Below are 22,667 nucleotides of genomic sequence, written 5' to 3' on the forward strand. Positions count from 1 at the left end.
GCGTCGTCAGAAATGGCGATCACATGGGAGGAAATCATGCGTAAAGCATTTCTCGCGGCGGCGCTTGCGTCGTCCGCGCTGACTACAGCCGCATTCGCACAGGACATCACCGTTGGCGTAAGCTGGTCCAACTTTCAGGAAGAGCGCTGGAAAACCGATGAGGCCGCCATCAAGGAGGCCCTCGACGCAGCCGGCGCCGCCTACATCTCATCCGACGCACAATCGTCTTCGGCCAAGCAACTGGCAGACATCGAAAGCCTGATTGCTCAGGGCGCCGATGCGCTGATCATCCTCGCGCAGGACTCGCAGGCCATCACCCCCGCTGTTCAGGCTGCTGCCGACGAAGGTATTCCGATCGTGGGCTATGACCGTCTGATCGAAGACGCCCGCGCCTTCTACCTGACCTTCGACAACGTCGAAGTTGGCCGGATGCAGGCCCGTGCCGTGCTCGAAGCCGCGCCCGAAGGCAACTACGTCATGATCAAGGGCTCCCCCACTGACCCCAACGCGGATTTCCTCCGCGGCGGTCAGCAGGAAATTCTGCAGGAAGCCATCGACAGCGGTGCGATCACCATCGTCGGCGAAGCCTATACCGATCAGTGGTTGCCCGCCAACGCACAGCGCAACATGGAATCGATCCTGACCGCCAACGACAACAACGTCGACGCGGTTGTCGCTTCCAATGACGGCACCGCCGGTGGCGCGGTGGCAGCACTTGCCGCCCAAGGCATGGAAGGCATTCCCGTTTCCGGACAGGATGGCGACCACGCGGCGCTGAACCGCATCGCCAAGGGCACCCAGACGGTTTCGGTCTGGAAAGACGCCCGCGACCTCGGCAAGCGCGCCGCGGAAATCGCTGTGGAGATGGCAAACGGTACGGAAATGACCGCCATCGAGGGCGCGGCGGAATGGACCTCTCCTGCCGGAACCACGCTCGTGGCGCAGTTCCTCGAGCCCGTTCCGGTGACGCAGGAGAACCTCTCCGCAGTCGTCGATGCCGGCTGGATCGAGAAAGACGCATTGTGCCAAGGCGTCGAAGCTGGCCCGGCACCCTGCAACTGATCCCGCTCCGGATCTTGTGAACCTACCGCCTTCACCCCCTCGCGGGTGAAGGCACAACCGCCCGTACGGGACTTCTCATCATGACCGACACCAAAGAGACTGCCGCCCGCGCGCGGAAGAAGCAGAGTGCATTCGCAGCCCTTGAAATCGACACCCGCCTTCTGGGAATGATCGGGGCCTTTATCGCCGTCTGCCTCGTTTTCAACATCCTCACCGAAGGGCGCTTTCTCACGCCCCGCAACGTGTTCAACCTGACGATCCAGACAGTGTCCGTGGCCATCATGGCAACCGGTATGGTCTTTGTGATCGTCACCCGGCATATCGACCTGTCCGTCGGGGCCTTGCTGGCAACCTGTTCGGCCGTCATGGCGATGACCCAGACAATGGTGGTGCCCGAATGGCTTGGCCTCGGGTTGGGTCATCCGCTGACCGCGCCTATTGCAATCGCCGTGGGCTGCGTCGCCGGAATGGCGATCGGGGCCTTCCACGGGTGGCTCATCGGGTATCTGACGATCCCGGCATTCATCGTAACGCTTGGCGGTCTGCTCGTCTGGCGCAACGTGGCATGGCACCTGACCAGCGGCCAGACCATCGGCCCCCTCGACGAGACCTTCCAACTCTTCGGCGGCATCAACGGAACGCTGGGCGAAACATGGAGCTGGATCTTCGGTATCGTCGCAGTTCTCGCCGCATGGTTCGGCCTCTTTACTGCGCGTCGCTCCAAGATCCGGCATGAGTTCAAGGTCAAACCGATCTGGGCGGAACTTGTCCTTGGCGGGCTCATCGCTTCGGCGATCCTTGGTTTCGTGTCATTGCTCACAGCCTATGAAATCCCGACCCGACGCCTTGAACGGATCTTCGAAGCCGCGGGGCAGGTCATGCCCGAAGGTCATACGCAGGGTTATGGCGTGCCGATTTCGGTCCTCGTGCTGATCGTCGTGGCGATCATCATGACCATCGTGGCACAGCGCACGCGCCTTGGCCGGTACATCTTTGCCACGGGCGGCAACCCCGACGCCGCCGCGCTTGCGGGGATCAACACGCGGATGCTCACGGTCAAGGTCTTCATGATCATGGGGCTTCTCTGTGCGATTTCCGCCGTGGTCGCTTCGGCCCGCCAGACCTTTCACTCCAACGATATCGGCACGCTGGATGAACTCCGCGTCATCGCCGCCGCAGTGATCGGCGGAACAGCCCTCGCGGGCGGCTCTGGCACCATCTACGGCGCGATCCTCGGCGCGCTCATCATGCAGTCACTGCAATCGGGCATGGCCATGGTGGGCGTCGACGCCCCTTATCAGAACATCGTGGTCGGCATGGTCCTCGTCCTCGCCGTCTTCGTCGACATCCTCTATCGCCGCCGTACAGGAGACTGAGCCATGGCCAAAGTTGACCGCTCGGGCACCCCGCTCGTCGAACTTCGCAACATCTCCATCGCGTTTGGCGGCGTTCATGCCGTGGATGACGTCTCCGTGGATCTCTATCCCGGTGAGGTCGTCGGGCTTCTGGGCCACAACGGAGCCGGCAAATCGACCCTGATCAAGTGCCTCTCGGGCGCCTATCAGGCCGATTCCGGGGAAGTTTTCGTGGATGGCAAGAAGGTGTCGATCCGCAACCCACGGGATGCGCGGGATCATAACATCGAGACGATCTATCAGACTCTCGCGCTTGCCGACAATCTGGACGCGGCCTCCAACCTGTTCCTCGGGCGGGAGATCACCAGCGGCATCGGGCTGGTGGATGATGCCCGGATGGAAGCCGAGACGCGCAAGATCATGGGGCGTCTCAACCCCAACTTCCGCAAGTTCAATGCCCCTGTTTCCGCTCTTTCGGGTGGGCAGCGTCAGTCCGTCGCGATCTCCCGCGCGGTCTACTTCAATGCGCGCATCTTGATCATGGATGAGCCAACCGCAGCGCTCGGGGTCGAAGAAACCCGTATGGTTGCGGAGCTTATCGATGAGTTGAAACGGCAGGGTCTCGGGATCTTCCTGATCGATCACGACATCCATCAGGTAAAGACACTTTGCGATCGGGCGTCCGTGATGAAGAACGGCAAGCTTGTGGGAACCGTGGATGTCGATGACGTGACCGAGGACGACCTGCTCGGGATGATCATCCTCGGCAAACAGCCGGAAAAGGCTGCCTGATGTATCTCGGTCTTGATCTCGGCACTTCCGGGCTGAAGGGCGTCCTTATCGACGATGCGCAGCGCATTGTTGCCGAGGCCACGACCCCGCTGTCCGTGTCCCGCCCGCATTCCGGGTGGTCGGAGCAGGTCCCTGCGGATTGGCTGTCGGCCGCCGGCAACGTGATCGATGCCATCGCGGCGGAGTGCGACATGGCGTCGGTGCGCGCCATTGGCCTCTCGGGGCATATGCACGGGGCAACCCTGCTGGATGCCTCCGGCAATGTGCTGCGTCCCTGCATCTTGTGGAACGACACGCGCGCGTACGCCCAAGCGGCACAGATGGATGCCGACCCCAAGTGGCGCGAGATTACGGGGAACATCGTCTTCCCCGGTTTCACCGCCCCGAAAATCGCTTGGGTTCGGGCGCAAGAGCCGGACATCTACGCGCAGATCGACAAGGTTTTGCTTCCAAAAGACTACCTGCGTCTTTGGCTGACTGGTGAGGCCGTCTCCGAAATGTCGGATGCTGCGGGGACCAGTTGGCTCGACACCGGCGCGCGGGACTGGTCCGATACATTGCTCGCGGAAACCGGACTGTCGCGCTCGGCAATGCCGAGGCTTGTCGAAGGTTCCGCCCCCTCCGGTACACTTCGGGCGGAATTGCAAAGCCGCTGGGGATTCGGGTCAAACGTAATCGTCGCGGGCGGCGGGGGTGACAATGCCGCCTCCGCGGTGGGTGTCGGCGTGGTCCGTCCGGGCGAAGCTTTCGTCTCGCTCGGCACATCGGGCGTGCTTTTCGCCGCCTGTGAAGCCTACCGCCCGGATGCCGCAAGCGCGGTGCATACCTTCTGTCATGCGCTGCCGGATACGTGGCATCAGATGGGGGTAATCCTGTCGGCCACGGACTCTCTTAATTGGTACGCCGGGCTGACCGGGACCGATGCCGCGACCCTGTCGGGGGAACTCGGCGACTTGACCGGCCCCGGATCCGCCCTCTTTCTTCCCTATCTCGGTGGCGAACGCACCCCCCACAACGATGCCCGTATACGCGGGGCGCTGACAGGCATCGAACACGCCACCGACCGCCCCGCAGGCACCCGCGCCGTCATGGAGGGCGTGGCCTACGCGGTGCGCGATAGCTTCGACGCGCTTCGCGCAACGGGAACGGAGATCGACACACTGATCGCCGTGGGCGGTGGAAGCCGGTCGAACTACTGGCTTCGCCTCATCGCCACCGTGCTGGATCTCCCCATCCAGGTGCCTGCGGAGGGCGATTTCGGCGCGGCCTTTGGTGCCGCGCGGCTTGCGATGATGGCCGCTGGCGACGGCGGGCCCGACATCGCCACCCGACCGGACATCGCGCGCGTTGTCGCGCCGCAGCCCGAACTCCATGACGACTTCATGGCGGCACATGCCCGCTACCGAGATACCTACCAAGCTCTCAAGGACCTGACATGACCGATTTCTTTTCCGGCATCGAGCCGATCAAATTCGACCCCGCCGCCCAGTCCGACCTCGCCTATCGGCACTATGACCCCGATGAGATGGTCATGGGGAAACGCCTGGAGGATCATTTGCGCTTTGCCGTCGCATGGTGGCACAGCTTCGTGTGGGAGGGCGGCGACCCCTTTGGCGGACGCACCTTTGATCGGCCGTGGTTCGGCAACGAAATGGACCTCGCCAAGATGAAGGCGGATGTGGCCTTCGAGATGTTCGCGCTGCTCGGCCAGCCCTTCTATTGCTTTCACGATGTCGACATCCGCCCCGAAGGCGACAGTTTCGCGGAGAACACCCGCAACCTCGAAGAGATCGTGGACTATCTCGGTGAAAAGATGGCTGCTGGCGGGCCAAAGCTTCTTTGGGGCACGGCGAACCTCTTTTCCCACCGCCGGTTCATGTCGGGCGCGTCCACGAACCCCGACCCGGATGTCTTTGCCTTCTCCGCCGCGACCGTCAAAACCTGCATGGACGCGACGCACAAGCTGGGCGGGGAAAACTATCTGCTTTGGGGCGGGCGCGAGGGCTATGAGACGCTGCTCAATACGGATCTTGGCCGCGAATCCGAGCAGATGGGGCGCTTTCTCTCCATGGTCGTCGAGTACAAGCACAAGATCGGCTACAAGGGGGGCATCCTGATCGAGCCCAAGCCGCAGGAACCGACAAAGCATCAGTACGACTATGACGTCGCCACCGTCTTTGGCACGCTCCAGCGCTTTGGCCTTGAGAAGGACATTCAGGTCAATATCGAGCAGGGACACGCGATCCTTGCGGGGCACAGCTTCGAGCATGAAATCGCCACCGCCGGTGCGCTTGGCATTCTCGGCTCCATCGACATGAACCGCAACGACTATCAGTCCGGCTGGGATACCGACCAGTTCCCGAACAACGTGCCCGAAGTCGCGCTTGCGTATTATGAAATCCTCAAGGCGGGCGGTTTCGTCACTGGCGGCACAAACTTCGACTCCAAGCTGCGCCGGCAATCGCTCGACCCGCAGGACCTGATCGCTGCGCATGTCGGGGCAATGGACGTCTGCGCACGCGGCCTCAAGGCGGCGGCAGCGATGATCGAGGACGGCGGGCTCGAAGCGGCGCGTGCCGAACGCTACGCAGGCTGGGAAACACCCGAAGGCAAGGCGCTTCTGGACAGCGATCTGAGTGCGATCGCGGACCGCGTTTTGAAAGAAGGGATCAACCCCCTGCCACGCTCCGGACGCCAGGAGCGGCTCGAAAACTACATCAACCGGTTCGTTTGATCCGGTGGCGGGGCGCGCCGCGCGTGTGCCCCGCCTTTGCACTGACCAAGGCGGGAACCCATCGGGCGACTTGATCTTGGGAACGCCCCTTTGCCGGGTCGCATAGCGAAGCCCCGGCCCTTGCACAGCGGCGTTCTTGGCTCTACCTCGGGGGGGTCACGTTCAGGAGCGCGCATGACCCAGAGCCCCGACCGCCTCACCCAAATGTTGCTTGATGCCGCGCGCAAGGCGGGAGCGGATGCCGCCGATGCCATTGCGATCGAGGGCACATCCCTGTCTATCGACGTCCGTGCCGGTACGCTCGAACAGGCGGAACGTTCCGAAGGAACAGATATCGGCCTGCGCGTCTTTCTCGGACAAAAGCAGGCTACAGTTTCCGCCTCCGACACCTCGGAGCGCACCATCTCCGAGATGGCCGCGCGGGCGGTGGCCATGGCGCGCGAGGCCCCCGAAGATCCCAATTCCGGTCTGGCCTCCCCCGACCAACTCGCTACGGCGTGGGACGAGGAGGCTCTGCAGATGGCGGATCCCGCAGCAGAACCCGATCCCGCCACTTTGCAGGAGGATGCCCGGCGCGCAGAAGCCGCGGCGCTCGCCCACGAGGGTATCGCTCAGGTGCAGCAAACCAGCGCGGGATACGGCGCGCGGCGGGTCCATCTGGCTGCCTCGAATGGCTTCCGCGGCGGCTACGCCCGCACGGACCGGGGTATTTCTTGCGTTGCCATCGCCGGAGAAGGCGCCGGCATGGAGCGGGATTACGACGGCGATGTCCGCATCTTTCAGGCCGATTTGCGCAGCCCCGAAGAGATCGGCGATCTGGCCGCGCGGCGCACCTTGGAACGCCTGAACCCGCGCCGCCCCAAGACGGGGGCCTATGCGGTTCTCTTTGACGAGCGGGTCTCCGGATCGCTTATCGGACACTTGCTGGGCGCGATCAACGGATCGGCGGTGGCGCGCGGGGCGTCGTGGCTTCGCGATGCCATGGGAGAGCAGGTGCTGCCAGAGGCCCTGTCGATTGTCGAGGATCCGCATCGCCCTCGGGTGACCGGATCCCGGCCTTTTGACGCGGAGGGCCTGCCGACGGCCCGGCGGACACTGGTAGAAAACGGTATCCTGCAGGGATGGACGCTCGATCTTGCAACAGCGCGCAAACTCGGGCTGAAAAGCACCGCAAACGCCGCGCGCGGCCCCTCTTCATCACCCTCGCCCAGCAACTGGAACATCGAACTGACCCAAGGGGAGAAATCCCGCGCTGATCTCATGGCCGAAATGGGAACCGGCCTTCTGGTCACGTCGATGATCGGCGCCACGATCAACCCCAACACCGGCGATTACTCACGCGGGGCTGCCGGGCTATGGATCGAGAACGGCGAACCGGCGTATCCTGTGAGCGGCGTGACGATTGCCGGCAATCTGCGAGACATGCTGCGCACCATTGTCCCCGCGAACGACGCGCGAACTTGGGTTTCCCGTGTGATCCCGTCCTTGCGGGTCGAGGGATTGACGCTCGCCGGTGACTGATCTCGAGCTTCTCACCGAGGCCGCGCGCGAAGCGGGCCGGATTGCCACGATGCATTTCGGTGGCGCACTGGACGTGGTCGAAAAGCCCGGCGGTGCTGGTCCCGTGACGGCTGCGGATCACGCGGTCAATTTCGCGTTGCAGGAAATTCTCTGCTCGGCACGGCCCCACTATGGCTGGCTCTCCGAGGAATCGCCGGAGGATCCCACCCGCCGCGCTGCTCCCCGTACCTTCATCGTCGATCCGATCGACGGTACCCGCAGCTTTATCGCAGGACAGAAGACATGGGGCCATGCGCTTGCCGTGGTGGAAAACGGTCAGGTCATCGCGGCCGCGGTTTACATGCCCCTGAGAGACGAACTCTTTGCCTCCGCCGTTGGTGAGGGCGCGACCAAGAATGACCTGCCAATCAAGGTGAGCCGCCGGGAGGGGCTTGAGGGCGCGGAGGTGCTGGCCACCCGGCCGAATCTCTCCCCCGACTTCTGGCCCGGCGGGGTGCCGCGCATGAATGCGCAATCGCGTCCGTCGCTTGCCTATCGCTTGTGCGCCGTGGCCGAGGGACGCTTTGATGCGACATTTACCTTCCGCCCGGCTTGGGAATGGGACATTGCCGCCGGTACGCTCATCCTGACCGAAGCAGGCGCGCAAGTGACAGATCGCGAAGGTCGCGCCCTCATCTTCAACAATCCGGCGGCACAGGTGAATGGCCTGATCGCCGGGCCACCCCGACTTCATGCCGCGCTTCAGGCGGCCTCGGCACCCCGCCCTCTACCTTGACCCCCTCGCCGCGCCCGCTAGGCTGCACGCGGCTCCCGATCAAAAAGGAATTCTGCGCCATGCCCCAACGCCTGCATCTCGTTTTTGGCGGCGAACTCGTCGACCCGACCAAGAATGCCTTCAAGAACGTCGAGGACATTCACATCGTCGGCATCTATCCGGACTATGCCACCGCCTTCAACGCATGGAAGGCCGAGGCACAGCGCACGGTAGACAACGCCCACATGCGCTATTTCATCGCTCACCTGCACAGGCTGCGCGACGAAGAACTGGCGGCCTCCCCCACCGAAGAACTGGGCTGAGGCTTTGTCACTTCCCGGACCGGAGGCGCGGACCGGGTCCGGGCCGCTGGTCTGGGCCCATGCGGAAGATACCGATACCGCCCAGTCGCTCCTGCGTCTGGGGTGGAAGCTGGATGCGGTGAACCCCGCTATCCAGCTTTTGCTTTCCTACCCCGCCGCACTCTCGCTTCCCGAGCTTCCCAAACACGAGAATACCGCGCTTGCCCCGCTCGAGGTTGAGACACCGCGCGATCTGGCGCTGCGCACCGTACCCGATCTATGTCTCTGGGCGGGAACTCTGCGCGGTCTTCGCACGCTCGGCGAGGGGCGCAGTCCCACGGTCCCCTGCATCATGATCAACGCGGATGCGGACAAAGTGGATCAGGATCGCCCGCTCTGGTTTCCCGGGCGTGGAAAAACTGCTTTTACCCATGTTCGCCGAATCCTCTGCTCCGACCGGGAGGTACAGGCGCGGCTCGTACGGCTGGGGCTGGAGGCCGGACGCATCGAACTTTCGGGGATGCTTCGCGAAGGCTCCGTCGCCCTTCCCTGCCGCATTGCCCGGCTCGAGGCGCTTTCGGCAGAGATTGGCGCCCGCCCGGTCTGGCTGGCTGCGCAGGTGCAGCCCGAAGAGGCGCCCGCCGTGGTCGGCGCGCACCGCATTGCCATTCGCGGCTCTCACCGCCTTCTGATGATACTAGGGCCTGCCGAAGGCAACGCGGCGGCCCCCCTTGCCGAACGGCTGCGCGACGAAGGATGGTCTGTTGCTGAACGCGCCCGCGATGACGCCATTGAGGAAATTACCCAGGTTTATGTGGTCGAAGGCTGCGCGGAACTTGGCCTTTGGTTCCGCCTCGCCCCGGTGAGTTTTCTCGGTTCTTCCCTCGTCAACGGGGCCGGCGGATGTGATCCGTTTCAGGCCGCTGCCCTCGGCTCCGCCATTCTCTATGGTCCGAACGTCGGACAGCATCTCAAGAGCTATTCCCGCCTCGCCAACGCGGGCGCCGCGCGGATCGTCAAGGATGCCTCCAGCCTCGCCCAAGGGCTGCAGCGCCTGTTGGCCCCGGACCTCGCCGCTGCGCAGGCTCATGCCGCGTGGGAAGTTGCGAGCGAGGGCGCCGAAACCACCGATCGCGTCGTCTCGCTGGTAACAGAATTCCTCGAAGAAACCGGAGCGATCTGATGCACCCACCTGCATTTTGGCAACGTCCGCCCGATCGCCCTGGTCTGGCCGCACGGCTTCTTTCCCCGCTGGGCAGGCTCTACGGGGCGGCGACGGCGCGGCGTCTCGCCTCGACATCCGGTGAACGGGTGGGAGTGCCGGTGATCTGCGTCGGCAATCTCAACGCTGGCGGCACCGGAAAAACGCCCACGGTCATCGCGCTGCAACAGATGCTCGCGGACCGCGCGCCCCATGTAGTGTCGCGCGGCTATGGAGGACGGCTGGAAGGCCCTATACGTGTTGATCCCCTTCGGCACACCGCGGAGGATGTCGGGGATGAACCGCTTCTGCTCGCGGCTTTTGGCCCTGTATGGGTGTCGCGTGATCGCGCCGCGGGGGCGCGCGCCGCGCAGTCGGCGGGGGCTGGCGCGATCCTGCTCGACGATGGTTTCCAGAACCCGGCCCTCGTCAAAGACCTCTCGATCGTGGTGGTGGATGCTAGCCACGGCTTCGGCAATGGATTGTGCCTGCCTGCGGGGCCCTTGCGGGAGTCTGTTGCCCAAGGGCTTCCTCGCGCCGATCTTGTCCTGTCGATCGGCAAACCAGCGGCGCAACTCACGTTCGACACGCGGTGGGCCTCGCAGATCCCCTGCGCTCGTCTACGCGGGGAATTGCAGCCCCTTGAAACGGGAATGGATTGGGCCGGAACGCCCGTGTTGGCCTTTGCAGGCATTGGCCATCCGGAGAAATTCTTTGCGACCCTACGCGATCTCGGCGCGAACCTCCTCCGGACTGAGGCTCTTGATGATCACCAACCGCTCAGCGGCGCGCTTCTGGCCCGCCTGCAAACCGAAGCCCGCCAACTTGGCGCGCAATTGGTGACCACGGAAAAGGATGCCGTCCGACTTCCTCAGGACCTGCGACGCGACGTGCTGACCCTGCCGGTTCGTCTTGTGATCGAGGACGCCGCACCGTTGCGCGCCGCCCTCGATAGGTTGTTCTGAACTTATTCGCCCAGCTCGTCGTCAAGCAACTCACGGAACTCGGCGTACGGCATGTTCTGATAGGTTTTGCCGTTGACTACGAAAGACGGCGTGGAGCGGATGTTGTGCTCCTGCGAATTAGCTTGAAACCATGCCACCATGTTCGTGGCGTTATCCGCATCCGACAGGCAGGCGTTGAGTTGATCATCGGACAGACCCGCGATTTTGCCGATCTTGCGGAGTTCCGTTTCAATCACAGCACGGTCACCGGATGCGAGCCATTCCTTCTGGCGCTCATAGAGCATTCCCGCGATCCCGAAGAAGCGCATTTCGCCACCACAGCGCGCGACGAGTGACCCCCAGAGGCCGGGCGCGTCGAAGTAGACTTCGCGATAGATGAAATTGATCTTGCCGCTGTCAATGTAGTCGGCCTTCAACTGCGGATAGACGTTCTCGTGGAAGTTCGCGCAATGGGGGCACGTGAACGACGCGTATTCGATCACGGTTACATCGGCGTCCGGATTGCCGATCTGCATCTCTGTGACATCTGCGATTTCGGCGGGGCTTTCCTGCGCATTTGCGCCCCCGGGCTGATAGGCCTCAAGCCCGGACAGTTGCTTTGGGGTCGAGGTCAGCCAAAAGGCTCCGAAGGCCACAAGCGCGGCTACGATGACGGAAATGAGAAGGGATCGCGACATGACTGTCCTTTCGGGTCAGGTTTTCTTTGTAAGAACATTTGTGGCGAGGGTTTCCAGCGCTTGGCGCAAACCCTCATCTGTGATCGGTTCCGCAAGACCATGAGCCATCCGGCTCGTCTCGGGATCGGGCGCTGGTGCAGCCGGTGCGGCGGCCCGGCCAAACTGGGCACGCCCCTCGGCAAACCCTGTCGCAGCCGTCTGGGTGATGCGAATACGGGCGATGGCGTTATAGCCGTAACATGCGTTGACCTTCTCGCGCAGACGCTCCTTCTGCATCTCCAACAGCGGCGCATTCGCCCCTGTAGTCAGAAGCGTGAGCGTGGCCCCAAAGCCCTTGCGCCCGAAGGAAACCTCAACCGGGCGCGACATCGCCGCCGCGTCATCGCCCACGATTTCCGCCCAGTGGGTCAGCAATCGAGATTGCGCGAAGCCGCGCGACTCAGAGGCACGCCGGATACGACCTTCGAGAAGGGTCGATGTCCGCCGGAAACCATATGTCGTGCTGCGCCGCTCGGGCATCTGTTGCATCCCTTCTCGTCACCCTATTCTAGTGACGGAAACGGGGACATACCAACGCCCCATGCCGAGGAGGGATAAAGATTGCGTGACAGCGGGCCAAGCGAAATTCTGCTCGACTGGTACGATGCCCACGCGCGGGATCTTCCGTGGCGGGTGGGCCCGGCCGCGCGAAAGGCCGGCATCCGGCCCGATCCCTATCGAATCTGGCTCTCCGAAGTCATGCTGCAGCAAACAACCGTCGCCTCCGTTCGGTCCTATTTCGAACGGTTCACCGCGCTCTGGCCCCGGGTCGAAGATCTGGCGGCGGCTCCCGATGCGCAGGTCATGGGGGAATGGGCGGGCCTTGGATACTATGCCCGTGCCCGAAACCTGTTGAAATGCGCCCGCGCCGTGACGTCGGACCATGGCGGCACCTTCCCCCAGACGCCGGAAAGCCTGCGCGCCCTGCCGGGCATCGGCCCTTATACGGCGGCTGCGATCGCGTCCATCGCGTTCGACTACCCGGCCGTTGTGGTGGATGGAAACGTCGAGCGCGTCATGGCACGTCTGCATGACGACCCGACCCCCCTGCCCGCGGCCAAGCCCGTGTTCACTCGCTATGCCGAAGCATTGACCCCGCAGGAACGCCCCGGAGACTACGCGCAGGCGGTCATGGACCTTGGGGCAACCGTCTGTACCCCGCGCAACCCGTCCTGCATCCTCTGCCCATGGCAAGAGCGCTGTGCGGCACGCCTTGCGAGAACGGCAAGCACTCTGCCTCGCAAGACCCCGAAGAAACCCAAACCCGTGCGCCTTGGCATCGCGTATCTCGCCCGCCGGGAGGACGGAGCATGGTTGCTCGAACGTCGGCCCGACCGGGGCCTGCTCGGAGGGATGCTCGGCTGGCCCGGCAGCGAGTGGGGCGACGCACCCGAACCGGCCCCCCCGATCGACGCCGATTGGCAAGAGGTCGGGGCAGAGGCCCGCCATACGTTCACGCATTTTCACTTGCGACTGGCCCTGCGCACCGCAGTGGTTCCGGTGGATCAGGTGCCCGAACGGGGGATATTCGTGGAGGCAGGAGAGTTTCGCTCTTCGGACCTGCCCACTGTGATGCGCAAGGCCTTTGATCTCGCATGGACGCAACGGCCTGATTGAGCGAGCGCCATGTTGCGCGGTAGACTGCACCGATGAAACCCCAGACATCGCCCCAGCCCCGCCCACTCAACACACTGCGACATGCGTTGCCGTTCTGGCTGTCCTTCGCCCTCGTGCCCGTCGCGCTGATCGAGGCGGCGTTTGGCGGATGGACACTCCTGCTGTTGCCCTTGGTGACGTGGTATCTCTTCACGCTGGTCGATGCCTTGACTGGGCTGAACCTTGAGAATGCCGATCCCGCGACGGGCGACGATGAGCTTCTGTGGTACCGGCGGATAACCCTCTACTGGCCGCCGGTGCAGATCGCCCTGCTCTTTGGCCTTATCGCCTATGCTTCTGGCGCGGCGCACCTGAGCGGCTGGGAAAAGGTCGGGCTCTTCTTCGGCATGGGGGTGATCAGCGGGACTGTGGGCATCAACTACGCGCATGAACTCCTGCACCAGCGCAACAGGACCGAAAGGTTCCTTGCCGATGTGCTGCTTGCGTCGGTCCTTTATTCGCATTTCCGTTCCGAACACCTGCTGGTGCACCACCGCTATGTCGGAACGCCGCGTGACCCCGTCACGGCGCGCTATAATGAGGGGTTTCACCGGTTCTACCCCCGTGTCCTGTGGCAATGCTGGCGATCGGCGTTCAACGCCGAAGCCGCGATGCAGGCGCGTAAGGGCAACCCTTGGTATGCGCGGGAGAACCCATTCTGGCGGTACTGGGCGCTTCAGGCGGGAATGCTCTGTACGGCCGGATTGCTCGGCGGCTGGATTGGTATCGGGCTTTTCCTGCTTCAGGCAGGCGTCGCGATCTGGCAACTCGAACTCGTCAACTATATCGAACATTACGGACTGACCCGAGAGCACCTTGGCGACGGACGCTATGAGCATGTAAAGCCGCAACATTCATGGAATGCCGCGCAGAAGGCCTCCAATTGGCTGCTCATCAACCTTCAGCGTCATTCGGACCATCATACCCGCCCTGATCGCCGCTTTCCCCTGCTTCAGATCCAAGATGAAAGCGTCGCACCGCAATTGCCTGCGGGATATCCCCTCATGACCATGGCCGCGATGATCCCGCCACTGTGGCGGCGCTTGATGAACCCACGGGTCCGGGCATGGCGGAAGCGGCACTATCCGAACATTCTTGATTGGAGTGACTACAACCGAGGCGCCACGCCCCAGCCGAAGTAGACTGGAAACGAAAAAGCCCCGCGATCCGGCTGGATCACGGGGCTTTGATTCTCGTCGTTTGGATCAGGCGGTTGGTTCCGGCTCCAATCCGTTTTCGTCCTTGGGGCGTCTCGGCTTGGTCTTTGGGATCGCCGTGACACTGGCCGCTCCGCCCGTATCTGGGGTGTCGTCGGGATCAGGCCCGGATTGCGGTGGCTCGCCGCGGATCACGCGCTTGATCTCTTCGCCCGTCAGCGTCTCATACTCGAGCAGGCCTTGAGCCAGTCGTTCCCATTCATCATGACGTTCGCGCAGGATATCCGCGGCGGTATCATATGCCTCTTGGATGAGGCGCTTGACCTCTTCCTCGATTAATTCCTTGGTGTGGGCCGAAACTGAGAAACCGGGCGTTTGACCACTATAGCCCTCATGAGCTTCTGCATAGTCGATGTTGCCGACCTTGTCGGACATGCCCCACCGCAGCACCATGGCACGGGCAAGTTGACTTGCCTGCTGGATGTCACCGGCGGGACCATTCGAAACTTCGTCCTGCCCATATTTCTGGATCTCGGCAGCCTTGCCCGCCATGGTCATGGCAAGCTTCTGCACGCATTCCGACTTGTGCCAGTTCAGGCGATCAATCTCAGGAAGCGACACCACCATCCCAAGGGCCCCGCCGCGCGGGATGATCGTGGCCTTGTAGACCGGATCGCACTTCGGAAGCGTAAGGCCGACGATCGCGTGACCTGCCTCATGATAGGCGGTCTTTTCCTTTTGATCAGGCGTAAGCACCATTGAACGGCGCTCTGCCCCCATCATCACCTTGTCTTTGGCGTTTTCGAAATCTTCCATCGTGACGAACCGGCGGCCAACGCGGGCGGCCATCAGGGCGGCTTCGTTCACGAGGTTCGACAGATCCGCGCCGGAGAACCCGGGCGAGCCGCGCGCGATGATGCGCAGATCCACGTCCGGGCCGAGCGGTGTCTTGCGCGCATGAACGGCGAGGATTTTCTCACGGCCCTTGATGTCGGGATTTGGCACCGTAACCTGACGGTCAAAGCGGCCGGGCCGGAGAAGCGCCGGATCAAGAACGTCACGACGGTTGGTGGCCGCGAGAATGATGACACCCTCATTGGCTTCGAACCCATCCATCTCCACCAGAAGCTGGTTCAACGTCTGTTCGCGCTCATCGTTGCCGCCGCCATAGCCTGCGCCACGATGCCGGCCAACGGCGTCGATCTCGTCGATGAAGACGATACAGGGCGCATTCTTCTTGGCTTGCTCGAACATATCGCGCACCCGGCTTGCGCCGACGCCTACGAACATCTCAACGAAATCGGAACCGGAGATCGTGAAGAACGGAACGCCAGCCTCGCCCGCGATGGCCCGTGCGAGCAATGTCTTACCCGTACCCGGAGGACCGACCAGAAGCGCGCCCTTGGGAATTTTCCCGCCGAGTCGGCTGAATTTCTGGGGATTGCGGAGGAATTCAACGATTTCCTCAAGCTCTTCCTTGGCTTCGTCGATACCGGCCACATCGTCAAAGGTCACGCGGCCCTGCTTTTCGGTCAGCATCTTGGCCTTCGACTTGCCAAAGCCCATCGCCCCGCCGCCGCCGCGGCCCTGCATGCGGTTCATGAAGTAGATCCACACGCCGATCAGCAGCAGGAAGGGAAGCAGCGATACAAGGAACGTCTGGAGCCCGGATTGCTCCTGACTCTCTGCGGTCACCGGAACATCGTTTCCGATCAACAGATTGGTGATCTCCGCATCTTCGGGTTTGATCGTCACATAGTCGCGACCATCGGTTCCCCGGAAGCGAACCCGCTCCCCGTCCAATGTGGCCGAACTGACTTCGTTGTTCTCCACCGACCGGACAAAATCCGAATAGCTGATGGACTGGCTCTGCATCGTCGTGCCGCCGCCGCTGAACAGATTGAAAAGCGCCAGGATCAACAAGAACAGAACGACCCAGAATGCGATATTTCGCGCGTTGCCCAAGGGGGTGTCTCCCATAACCTCCGGCCGGTGACGCATCGTGTCCCGGCAATGCATCCAACATAGAGATTATATGGGCAGCTTCAATGCGGCATTAGAAACGATTGGACGGGTTTGCCCCGGTATTCCAGCGCAACGTCACCTGAAAGGCCCGCGAAAGGAGCCGCATGCAGGGTCTCGCCTTTGAAAAGCGCCGGGCTGACGAGCAAGACCCGCCGCGGCAGGCCCACGCTGCGCCAATCGCCGCACTGCGCAAGCCCGTCCTCGCCCAGTTCTCTCGTCCGCGCCCCCTCTACTTGGGCGAACCGCCAACGATTGTCCCAGATATCTCCCGCCGAAACGGATGGTCCGAGGTATGCCGGCTCTCGTTGCAACCAGCACCAGTCGCGATGACGATAGGACAGGCACCCGGCCAAGGTTCGCGTTTCGCCGCGCACGAGCGCCGCAATAAACTCAGCTAGTGCATCCCCCCGGGGCGGATACTCCTCCGCCCCAAGCGAACGCACCATGGCCAATACGGCGCGACGGCGCAGTTCCGGTTCAAGATCCGCGAGCGCTGTGAGAGCGATCCGGAATGCACCGCACACCTGTTCGACAGTATTGGTGAGCACGGTAAAAGCCTCTCGCCGCAGAGCGGCATTTTCCGCTGCAAGATGGTGAGCGGAGATCGCGATCCCATCGGCGCCGAAGCCCAATTCCGTCATCGCGGCGAGCGCCTTTCGTGCACGCACGCGTTCAAACCGGGGATCGTCGTTGCTCGGATCATCGATCCAGTCGATGCCACGGGTGCGCAACAACTGGCGCAAGCTCTCACGCGATACACTCAGGAGCGGACGCAGAAAACGGGTGCCGTCCCGCTCAAAACTCGCCCTCATGGCCCGAAGTCCATCGCTGCCGGCGCCTCTCGCCAAGCGCATGAGAAACGTCTCTGCCAGATCGTCCTTTGTATGGCCGAGCAGGATCGCGTCACACCCCTGCGCGGCCCCGCTCAGAAGCGTGTATCGTGCGCGGCGAGCCTGATCCTGAAGGTTTCCCCGATGATCCCACCCGGTCCAGACAAGTGTCCGATGCGGGATCTGAGCCGCTTGGCAGAACCTCTCCACCAAGGCGATTTCCAGCGCTGCCCCCGTGCGAAGACGATGGTCAACCGTGAGGACCTCTAGTTGAGTGCCTGACTGCTTCGCCCAATCCTGCGCCAGCGCCATCAGGGCCATGGAATCCCCGCCGCCAGAGACGGCCAGCGCCAAGCGCTGCGGCGCAACGGGGAATTCGGCCTCCATTGCGCGCGTGAAAGCGCGCTCCGGCGCTTCCGTCATGAACAGCCGAGCCGTACCATCTCCTGACGGGCCGTGGTTGCCGGTTCGGCGCCCGGAAACCGGGTTTCGACCTCGCCCAATGTCATGCAGGCTTCGGTCCGCTGCCCCAGCGCATCAAGCGCGACGCCAAGACGCAAGAGCGCGCGCGGGGCCTGCGCCCCATCCGGAGAGGTGGAGAATGCGTCTAGGTAGGATCGGGCGGCCGCCTGCATGTCGCCCTGCTGTTCGAGAGCGGAGCCTCGGCCAAACATGGCTTGGGCGGCAAGCGGGCTGCCGGGGTAGGTCTCGTTGAAGGCGGCAAACCCCGCGGCGGCTGCGGCAAAGTCCCCCGCATCAAGCGACGCCTGCGCGCGCTCGAAATCTGCGCGTTCGGCCAGAGCAAGCTCTCCACCGTCGCCGACTTGCGGCTCCGGAGGGGCAGTCGGCGCAGGGCTTGCGACATCGACGCCGCCCAGCGACGGCGTATCCCCGAGGCTCCCGACATCGCAGCCGAATTCCAACTCACAGAGGCGGAACTCCAGATCCCCGATACGGGTCGTCCCGTCGCGCACCACCGAATCCACCCGGTGCTGCACCGCTTCGGTGCGGGAGGTCAGATCCTGTAGCGCGGCCTCGATCGTATCGACCCGGGTCAACAAATCCCCACTCGCACCGCCGCCAATTGGCGCGCCCGTCGTGCTCAACTCTCGTTTGAGGCGCTGAATGTCGTGATAGAGAACAGACAGCTCTTGCCGGATATCGGCAAGCGTCTGATCCTGATCTTGCGCCGTTGCCGCCATCGGCAGCAACAGCAGAGCGATCAACGCGATGAACCGTCTCATCCCCAATCCCCCGTTCAGCTTGTCAGACCGCCCGCGGCGATCACCGTGACGGCGCGGCGGTTACGGTTGTAACAGCTTTCCTCGCTGCAGATCGCGATAGGCCGTTCCTTACCATACGTCACCGTTTCAAGGCGGTAACCCGGAATGCCAAGCGCCGTGAGATACTCACGCACGGAATTTGCCCGGCGGGCGCCAAGCGCGAGGTTGTATTCGCGCGTCCCCTGCTCATCCGCGTGACCTTCGACCACTGCGGAATAGTCGGGATTCGCCAAAAGCCATTTCGCCTGACCATCCAGAACAGCCCGCGCTTCGGGGCTTAGGGTCGATTGATCCACTGCGAAGAGGACCCTGTCGCCGATCGTCTGCTGGAAGTAGGCTGGCGAAGAGGGATCCGATGCCCCCCCCGCACCATAAGCACCGCCGGCCCCCGCACCTGCCCCAGCTCCCACTCCCGCACCGGCCCCAGCGCCGAAACGGTCGGGATTTGTACAGGCGGCAAGGCCCATCGCCGCGAAAAGGAGGGTGACTTTGGTCAATTGCTTCATAGATCCGGTCCTGCTCTCTGCCCAAGGGGGCGGGTATGACATCTCCCGCCGATTGGGCGAGACTTTAACATGACAGGCCGCACGATACAGCGGCCAATTTCGATCAACGCAGCAACGGAGACCACGCCGGATCGGACGCGCCGCCGGGTGTGGGCACACGGCGCAAATTGCGGCCCGACACATCCACCGAATAGAGGCTCGCCTGCCCGGCTTCGCCGCGTGTTTCGCGCGTGAACATGATGACGCGCCCATTTGGTGCCCATGTCGGCCCTTCGTCGAGGAAAGACGCCGTCAATAGCCGTTCCTCGCTGCCATCGGTGCGCATGACACCGATGTGGAACCGGCCCTTGTTCTGCTTGGTAAAGGCAATCAGATCCCCACGAGGAGACCAAACCGGCGTTCCATAGCGCCCTTCACCAAAGCTGATCCGCGTCGGCTCGCCGCCACTTGCTGACATGACGTAGAGCTGCTGAGTTCCGCTGCGATCACTCTCAAAAACGATCCGCGACCCGTTGGGTGAGTAGCTCGGCGCCGTCTCGATGGAGGGCGAACTGGTGAGTTGTCGGCGCGCACCGGTCGAAAGGTTCAGCGAGTAGATATCCGTATTGGAGCCTTCGGAGATGGAAAAGATCACGGTCTGACCATCGGGTGCGAACCGGGGCGCAAAGCTCATCGTGCCGGGCTGTTCCTCCAGCACACGTCGCTGCACGGATCCTACATCGAGCAAATAGATCCGGGGGCGGCCGCTTTCATAGCTCGTATAAAGAACCCGATCGCCCGCCGGAGAGAACCGGGGCGCGAGCACGATCGAGGACGCATCCGTGAGGAACTTCTGGTTCGCCCCGTCATAGTCCATGATTGCAAGCCGCTTGGCGCGGTTGTCCTTGGGACCGGTTTCCGAGACAAAGACCACCCGGCTGTCGAAATAGCCGCCCTCGCCCGTGATCCGAGAATAGACCGCGTCGGCCACCTTGTGCGCCATACGGCGCCATCCCTCGGCCGTGCCCTCGAACTGCAAACCTTGGCCCAATTCCTGCCCGGCAAAAACGTCATAGAGACGAAACTTCACGGAAACTCCGCCAGATCCGTTCGTGCTGACCGCCCCGGTGATGAGTGCCTGCGCATTGATCGCGCGCCAGTCGGCAAATTGGACAGGTGCGGCGAAATTTGTGATCTGGCTGATGAACGCCTCCGGGCCAATCTGACGGAACAGCCCGGTACCGATGAGATCCTCACCGACGAGGCGGGTGATATCCGCCGCGAGGCTTTCCGCCCCCGACCCTTCGGCAACGAAACCCGGAAGGGCAAACGGCATGGGCTCAATCACCCCTTCGGTGATCTCAATCCGCAGCGGACCGCTCTGTGCCGGGGCCATCGCGGGCACCCCGAGTATCAATACCGCGAGCATACTCAGAAGTCTGATCATCATAGTCTCCGCATCTTCTCCGGGTCGAATGTCATTTCGATATCGCGCCAGCTATCATACTTTTCAGCCGGCAAGTTAAATCCGTTTGCCCCGCACCGCAGGATGGCGCGCCTTGCGGCCTCATAGGCTTGCCGCGCCGCCTCTTCGTTGCCGCCCGAACTGCTCAACAGGCGGAGCGAGCCGGAAACCGGTCGTCCATCCCGTGTCATCTCCACTCCCACGACGACAGTCGTTCTGAGCGCTTCGGTCGAAAGCGACCCGACGTTCCAGCATGACGAGACTGCCACGCGAAGGGCGTCGCGCTCTCCGGCGGTCAGTGGCGGACCGGCTGGAGCCGGGGCGCTGCTTTCGCCAGCAAGTGCCTGAGCCAATGCATCGGCGACCGCGTCTTCCTCTGGTGCTGGGGAAGGTACGGGTTCCGGCGCAGGGTCTGGCTCTGGCGCAGGTTCGGGTTCCGGCACCTCAGCAGGTGGCGGGGTGGGTTCCGGGTCAGGCTCAGGTTCGGACGGGGTTGGCGCAGGGGTCGCTTCGGCAACCTGAGGCGCGGGCTCCGGGCGATCAGGCCTCGCGATGGGAACCCGCGACGAGATCGGGGCCCGGCTTGGTGGTTGTTCTTCCGCCTCGGTGACGATTTGCGGTGCCGCTTCTTCTGGCGCAGTGGCTTCCTGCGGGGGCTCGGGTGCGGTGTCTGACGGCGCCTCATCAAGAGTCACGGCTTCACGCGCGATATCATCTTCGGCGGCTTCAGGCGAAGGGCGCTCAACAGGGTCGGGGGCCACGCGGCTTGCCTGCTCCGGCGCGGCTTCGGGGACGGGCGGCGCAGGGGGCGCAAGGGTCGCCGTATCGGGCGGCGGAGGCGGCGCGGGCGCGGGTTCCGGGGCCGAAGGGGCTGGCTCCGGTTCGGGAGTTGGTTCCGGGGCCGGGGGATCGGGGCGGAGGGGCGGCGCCACGGGAGCCGGGGCTGGCGCGGTGCCCTGCGCACTCGACGCCTCCACCAACGCCGCGTACTCAGCGCCTGAAATGATGGTCACATCCTGCGTCTCGAACGGCAGAGGCTCGGACTCGAAACCGATCCCCACGATCAACCAGAGGATCAGCCCGGCATGTGCCGCGCCGGAGATATACTGGCCCGTGTTCATCTGGGATCAGCCGTCCCGGCCGTCCAGCGTCGGCCCGCCGGTATCCGTCACAAGCCCCACGTCCGAAAATCCGCCCGCGTTGAGTGCGCCCATGATCTCCATGACCTCAGCATAAGGCACGGCGCCATCCGCGCGTAGAAAGACCCTGCGCCCTTCGCGCTCTGCGGCGATTGCCTGAAGCTTTGGGATCAACTCGTTGCGCGCGGTTTCTGTCGTCTGAATCTGGAGGATGCCCTCGGCGGTGAGCGTGACGGTCAGCGGCTCCTCCGCTTCGGTCGGCAATGCGCTCGCAGCAGTTTTAGGCAGTTCGACCGGGACACCCACGGTCAACAGCGGCGCGGAAACCATGAAAATGATCAGCAGAACCAGCATCACGTCGACCATGGGGGTCACGTTGATCTCACCCATGGGCTGATGCCCCCGGCGGCGGCGGCGCGCGCCCCGGCGGTGCTGACCGCTTACGCCTTTGATGACGCCTGCACCCATCTCAGCTGTCCAACTGACGGCTGAGAAGTGTGGCGAATTCGTCGGCGAAGCTTTCATAACTGCCGATGATGCGATCCGCGTCGGCAGAGAGCTTGTTATAGAAGATTACCGCGGGAATCGCCGCGAGCAGGCCCAGACCGGTAGCCAAAAGTGCCTCGGCGATGCCCGGCGCAACGACGGCCAGGTTGGTATTTTGCTGCTCTGCGATCTCGATAAAGGCGTTCATGATGCCCCACACAGTACCGAACAAGCCGACAAACGGCGCAGTCGAGCCGATGGTGGCAAGTATGGGCAGCCCGCGGGTGAGGTCCTCGCTTTCCTTGGCGATTGCGACGTCCATGTTCCGGTCGATCCGAACGGTAGCCCCGGGAATCAAACCGCCATCTCGGCGGTGCGAACGGCGCCATTCGATCATGCCGGAGGCAAAGACCCGCTGCGAAGCCCCTTTGGGCTCCGGTCCGAGCTTGTCGAACAACTCATCCAAGGGATCGCCGGACCAGAATTCCGCGTCAAATCGCTTGGTCTCTGCCCGGGCCTTCCGAAAGTCGATCAGCTTTTGGACGATGACCCCCCATGACCAGAAGGATGCCAACAGCAGCCCGATCATGACGAGCTTCACCGTAATCGTGGCGCGCGCGAACAACGCCCACATGGAGAAGTCGATCCCTTGTGCGAGACCCAATGCTTCGGATTCCATTTACCTGCTCACCTTGGTTGGGCCCTCTTTCCGGGGCACTGAAATTCGCCGCCTGCTTAC

General features: G+C 63.2%; 22 protein-coding genes. 12 read left to right on the forward strand and 10 right to left on the reverse strand.

The window, feature by feature from the left end; all coding sequences use genetic code 11:
• The first annotated feature begins 36 nt into the window (after positions 1-36).
• From xylF to lpxK, 10 genes are all read left to right on the forward strand, one after another.
• The gene (xylF, locus tag BM234_RS07445; RefSeq protein ID WP_092063288.1) at positions 37-1,062 is read left to right on the forward strand and encodes a D-xylose ABC transporter substrate-binding protein; all 1,026 of its coding nucleotides are present in this window, start codon (positions 37-39) and stop codon (positions 1,060-1,062) included.
• Positions 1,063-1,142: 80 nt separating this feature from the next.
• Positions 1,143-2,438: a sugar ABC transporter permease gene (locus BM234_RS07450; RefSeq protein ID WP_092062575.1), complete on the forward strand. Its 1,296-nt coding sequence runs from the start codon at positions 1,143-1,145 to the stop codon at positions 2,436-2,438.
• 3 nt (positions 2,439-2,441) lie between these two features.
• Positions 2,442-3,209 carry an ATP-binding cassette domain-containing protein gene (locus BM234_RS07455; protein WP_092062578.1) on the forward strand — a complete coding sequence of 256 codons (768 nt, stop codon included), beginning with the start codon at positions 2,442-2,444 and terminating at the stop codon, positions 3,207-3,209.
• A complete protein-coding gene (gene xylB / locus BM234_RS07460; protein ID WP_092062581.1) occupies positions 3,209-4,648 on the forward strand; it encodes a xylulokinase in 1,440 nt (479 codons plus the stop codon). Before BM234_RS07455 ends, xylB begins: the two co-directional genes overlap by 1 nt.
• Positions 4,645-5,943, forward strand: coding sequence for a xylose isomerase (xylA, locus tag BM234_RS07465; protein WP_092062584.1), 1,299 nt, complete (start codon positions 4,645-4,647; stop codon positions 5,941-5,943). The genes xylB and xylA overlap by 4 nt, the downstream gene beginning before the upstream one ends.
• A gap of 174 nt (positions 5,944-6,117) precedes the next feature.
• Positions 6,118-7,464 (forward strand): TldD/PmbA family protein, encoded by a 1,347-nt coding sequence (locus tag BM234_RS07470; protein ID WP_092062587.1) that lies wholly within the window; start codon positions 6,118-6,120, stop codon positions 7,462-7,464.
• Complete coding sequence (locus tag BM234_RS07475; RefSeq protein ID WP_281247938.1) at positions 7,457-8,239, forward strand: inositol monophosphatase family protein; 783 nt, start codon at positions 7,457-7,459, stop codon at positions 8,237-8,239. Before BM234_RS07470 ends, BM234_RS07475 begins: the two co-directional genes overlap by 8 nt.
• A gap of 59 nt (positions 8,240-8,298) precedes the next feature.
• Positions 8,299-8,541: a DUF4170 domain-containing protein gene (locus BM234_RS07480; RefSeq protein WP_092062589.1), complete on the forward strand. Its 243-nt coding sequence runs from the start codon at positions 8,299-8,301 to the stop codon at positions 8,539-8,541.
• Positions 8,542-8,545: 4 nt separating this feature from the next.
• Positions 8,546-9,703: a 3-deoxy-D-manno-octulosonic acid transferase gene (locus BM234_RS07485; RefSeq protein WP_092062592.1), complete on the forward strand. Its 1,158-nt coding sequence runs from the start codon at positions 8,546-8,548 to the stop codon at positions 9,701-9,703.
• Positions 9,703-10,686: a tetraacyldisaccharide 4'-kinase gene (gene lpxK / locus BM234_RS07490; RefSeq protein ID WP_092062595.1), complete on the forward strand. Its 984-nt coding sequence runs from the start codon at positions 9,703-9,705 to the stop codon at positions 10,684-10,686. The genes BM234_RS07485 and lpxK overlap by 1 nt, the downstream gene beginning before the upstream one ends.
• A 2-nt stretch (positions 10,687-10,688) precedes the next feature.
• Here the strand turns inward: lpxK and BM234_RS07495 are convergent, their stop codons facing one another.
• Positions 10,689-11,363, reverse strand: a complete 675-nt coding sequence (locus BM234_RS07495) for a DsbA family protein (protein ID WP_092062598.1) — start codon at positions 11,361-11,363, stop codon at positions 10,689-10,691.
• Positions 11,364-11,378: 15 nt separating this feature from the next.
• A complete protein-coding gene (locus tag BM234_RS07500) occupies positions 11,379-11,882 on the reverse strand; it encodes a DUF721 domain-containing protein (RefSeq protein WP_092062600.1) in 504 nt (167 codons plus the stop codon).
• Positions 11,883-11,963: 81 nt separating this feature from the next.
• Here BM234_RS07500 and BM234_RS07505 point away from each other — a divergent pair, with 81 nt between their 5' ends.
• Positions 11,964-13,019 carry an A/G-specific adenine glycosylase gene (locus tag BM234_RS07505; RefSeq protein ID WP_092062602.1) on the forward strand — a complete coding sequence of 352 codons (1,056 nt, stop codon included), beginning with the start codon at positions 11,964-11,966 and terminating at the stop codon, positions 13,017-13,019.
• A gap of 32 nt (positions 13,020-13,051) precedes the next feature.
• Positions 13,052-14,200, forward strand: coding sequence for an alkane 1-monooxygenase (locus BM234_RS07510; RefSeq protein ID WP_092062605.1), 1,149 nt, complete (start codon positions 13,052-13,054; stop codon positions 14,198-14,200).
• A gap of 63 nt (positions 14,201-14,263) precedes the next feature.
• On the opposite strand, the gene ftsH is transcribed toward BM234_RS07510, so the two are convergent.
• The 8 genes from ftsH to tolQ all read right to left on the reverse strand — a co-directional run bounded on the left by ftsH (position 14,264) and on the right by tolQ (position 22,607).
• Complete coding sequence (gene ftsH, locus BM234_RS07515; protein WP_092063295.1) at positions 14,264-16,180, reverse strand: ATP-dependent zinc metalloprotease FtsH; 1,917 nt, start codon at positions 16,178-16,180, stop codon at positions 14,264-14,266.
• Positions 16,181-16,260: 80 nt separating this feature from the next.
• Positions 16,261-17,493 carry a tRNA lysidine(34) synthetase TilS gene (tilS, locus tag BM234_RS07520; protein WP_092062608.1) on the reverse strand — a complete coding sequence of 411 codons (1,233 nt, stop codon included), beginning with the start codon at positions 17,491-17,493 and terminating at the stop codon, positions 16,261-16,263.
• Positions 17,490-18,314, reverse strand: a complete 825-nt coding sequence (gene ybgF, locus BM234_RS07525) for a tol-pal system protein YbgF (protein ID WP_092062611.1) — start codon at positions 18,312-18,314, stop codon at positions 17,490-17,492. The genes tilS and ybgF overlap by 4 nt, the downstream gene beginning before the upstream one ends.
• 14 nt (positions 18,315-18,328) lie before the next feature.
• Positions 18,329-18,859 carry a peptidoglycan-associated lipoprotein Pal gene (pal, locus tag BM234_RS07530; protein WP_092062613.1) on the reverse strand — a complete coding sequence of 177 codons (531 nt, stop codon included), beginning with the start codon at positions 18,857-18,859 and terminating at the stop codon, positions 18,329-18,331.
• A gap of 103 nt (positions 18,860-18,962) precedes the next feature.
• Positions 18,963-20,288, reverse strand: coding sequence for a Tol-Pal system beta propeller repeat protein TolB (tolB, locus tag BM234_RS07535; protein ID WP_092062616.1), 1,326 nt, complete (start codon positions 20,286-20,288; stop codon positions 18,963-18,965).
• Entirely contained in the window at positions 20,285-21,424 is a 1,140-nt protein-coding gene (locus tag BM234_RS17445; RefSeq protein WP_175501217.1) for an energy transducer TonB, read from the reverse strand. The genes tolB and BM234_RS17445 overlap by 4 nt, the downstream gene beginning before the upstream one ends.
• A gap of 6 nt (positions 21,425-21,430) precedes the next feature.
• Positions 21,431-21,910: a protein TolR gene (tolR, locus tag BM234_RS07545; protein ID WP_092062619.1), complete on the reverse strand. Its 480-nt coding sequence runs from the start codon at positions 21,908-21,910 to the stop codon at positions 21,431-21,433.
• Between the two features lies 1 nt (position 21,911).
• Positions 21,912-22,607 (reverse strand): protein TolQ, encoded by a 696-nt coding sequence (tolQ, locus tag BM234_RS07550; protein WP_092062622.1) that lies wholly within the window; start codon positions 22,605-22,607, stop codon positions 21,912-21,914.
• Positions 22,608-22,667: the final 60 nt, after the last annotated feature.

It is taken from the genome of Poseidonocella pacifica, assembly GCF_900111875.1.
Lineage (GTDB): Bacteria > Pseudomonadota > Alphaproteobacteria > Rhodobacterales > Rhodobacteraceae > Poseidonocella > Poseidonocella pacifica.

What these genes read in the sequence shown, in the direction of transcription:
- BM234_RS07510 (WP_092062605.1), top strand. Translation starts at nt 13,052, where the DNA reads ATGAAACCCCAGACATCGCCCCAGCCCCGCCCACTCAACACACTGCGA.
- BM234_RS07495 (WP_092062598.1), bottom strand. Translation starts at nt 11,363, where the DNA reads ATGTCGCGATCCCTTCTCATTTCCGTCATCGTAGCCGCGCTTGTGGCC.
- tolQ (WP_092062622.1), bottom strand. Translation starts at nt 22,607, where the DNA reads ATGGAATCCGAAGCATTGGGTCTCGCACAAGGGATCGACTTCTCCATG.
- xylB (WP_092062581.1), top strand. Translation starts at nt 3,209, where the DNA reads ATGTATCTCGGTCTTGATCTCGGCACTTCCGGGCTGAAGGGCGTCCTT.
- BM234_RS07500 (WP_092062600.1), bottom strand. Translation starts at nt 11,882, where the DNA reads ATGCCCGAGCGGCGCAGCACGACATATGGTTTCCGGCGGACATCGACC.
- pal (WP_092062613.1), bottom strand. Translation starts at nt 18,859, where the DNA reads ATGAAGCAATTGACCAAAGTCACCCTCCTTTTCGCGGCGATGGGCCTT.
- BM234_RS07455 (WP_092062578.1), top strand. Translation starts at nt 2,442, where the DNA reads ATGGCCAAAGTTGACCGCTCGGGCACCCCGCTCGTCGAACTTCGCAAC.
- BM234_RS07450 (WP_092062575.1), top strand. Translation starts at nt 1,143, where the DNA reads ATGACCGACACCAAAGAGACTGCCGCCCGCGCGCGGAAGAAGCAGAGT.
- tolR (WP_092062619.1), bottom strand. Translation starts at nt 21,910, where the DNA reads ATGGGTGCAGGCGTCATCAAAGGCGTAAGCGGTCAGCACCGCCGGGGC.
- tilS (WP_092062608.1), bottom strand. Translation starts at nt 17,493, where the DNA reads ATGACGGAAGCGCCGGAGCGCGCTTTCACGCGCGCAATGGAGGCCGAA.
- lpxK (WP_092062595.1), top strand. Translation starts at nt 9,703, where the DNA reads ATGCACCCACCTGCATTTTGGCAACGTCCGCCCGATCGCCCTGGTCTG.
- xylF (WP_092063288.1), top strand. Translation starts at nt 37, where the DNA reads ATGCGTAAAGCATTTCTCGCGGCGGCGCTTGCGTCGTCCGCGCTGACT.
- BM234_RS07480 (WP_092062589.1), top strand. Translation starts at nt 8,299, where the DNA reads ATGCCCCAACGCCTGCATCTCGTTTTTGGCGGCGAACTCGTCGACCCG.
- ybgF (WP_092062611.1), bottom strand. Translation starts at nt 18,314, where the DNA reads ATGAGACGGTTCATCGCGTTGATCGCTCTGCTGTTGCTGCCGATGGCG.
- BM234_RS07470 (WP_092062587.1), top strand. Translation starts at nt 6,118, where the DNA reads ATGACCCAGAGCCCCGACCGCCTCACCCAAATGTTGCTTGATGCCGCG.
- tolB (WP_092062616.1), bottom strand. Translation starts at nt 20,288, where the DNA reads ATGATGATCAGACTTCTGAGTATGCTCGCGGTATTGATACTCGGGGTG.
- xylA (WP_092062584.1), top strand. Translation starts at nt 4,645, where the DNA reads ATGACCGATTTCTTTTCCGGCATCGAGCCGATCAAATTCGACCCCGCC.
- BM234_RS17445 (WP_175501217.1), bottom strand. Translation starts at nt 21,424, where the DNA reads ATGAACACGGGCCAGTATATCTCCGGCGCGGCACATGCCGGGCTGATC.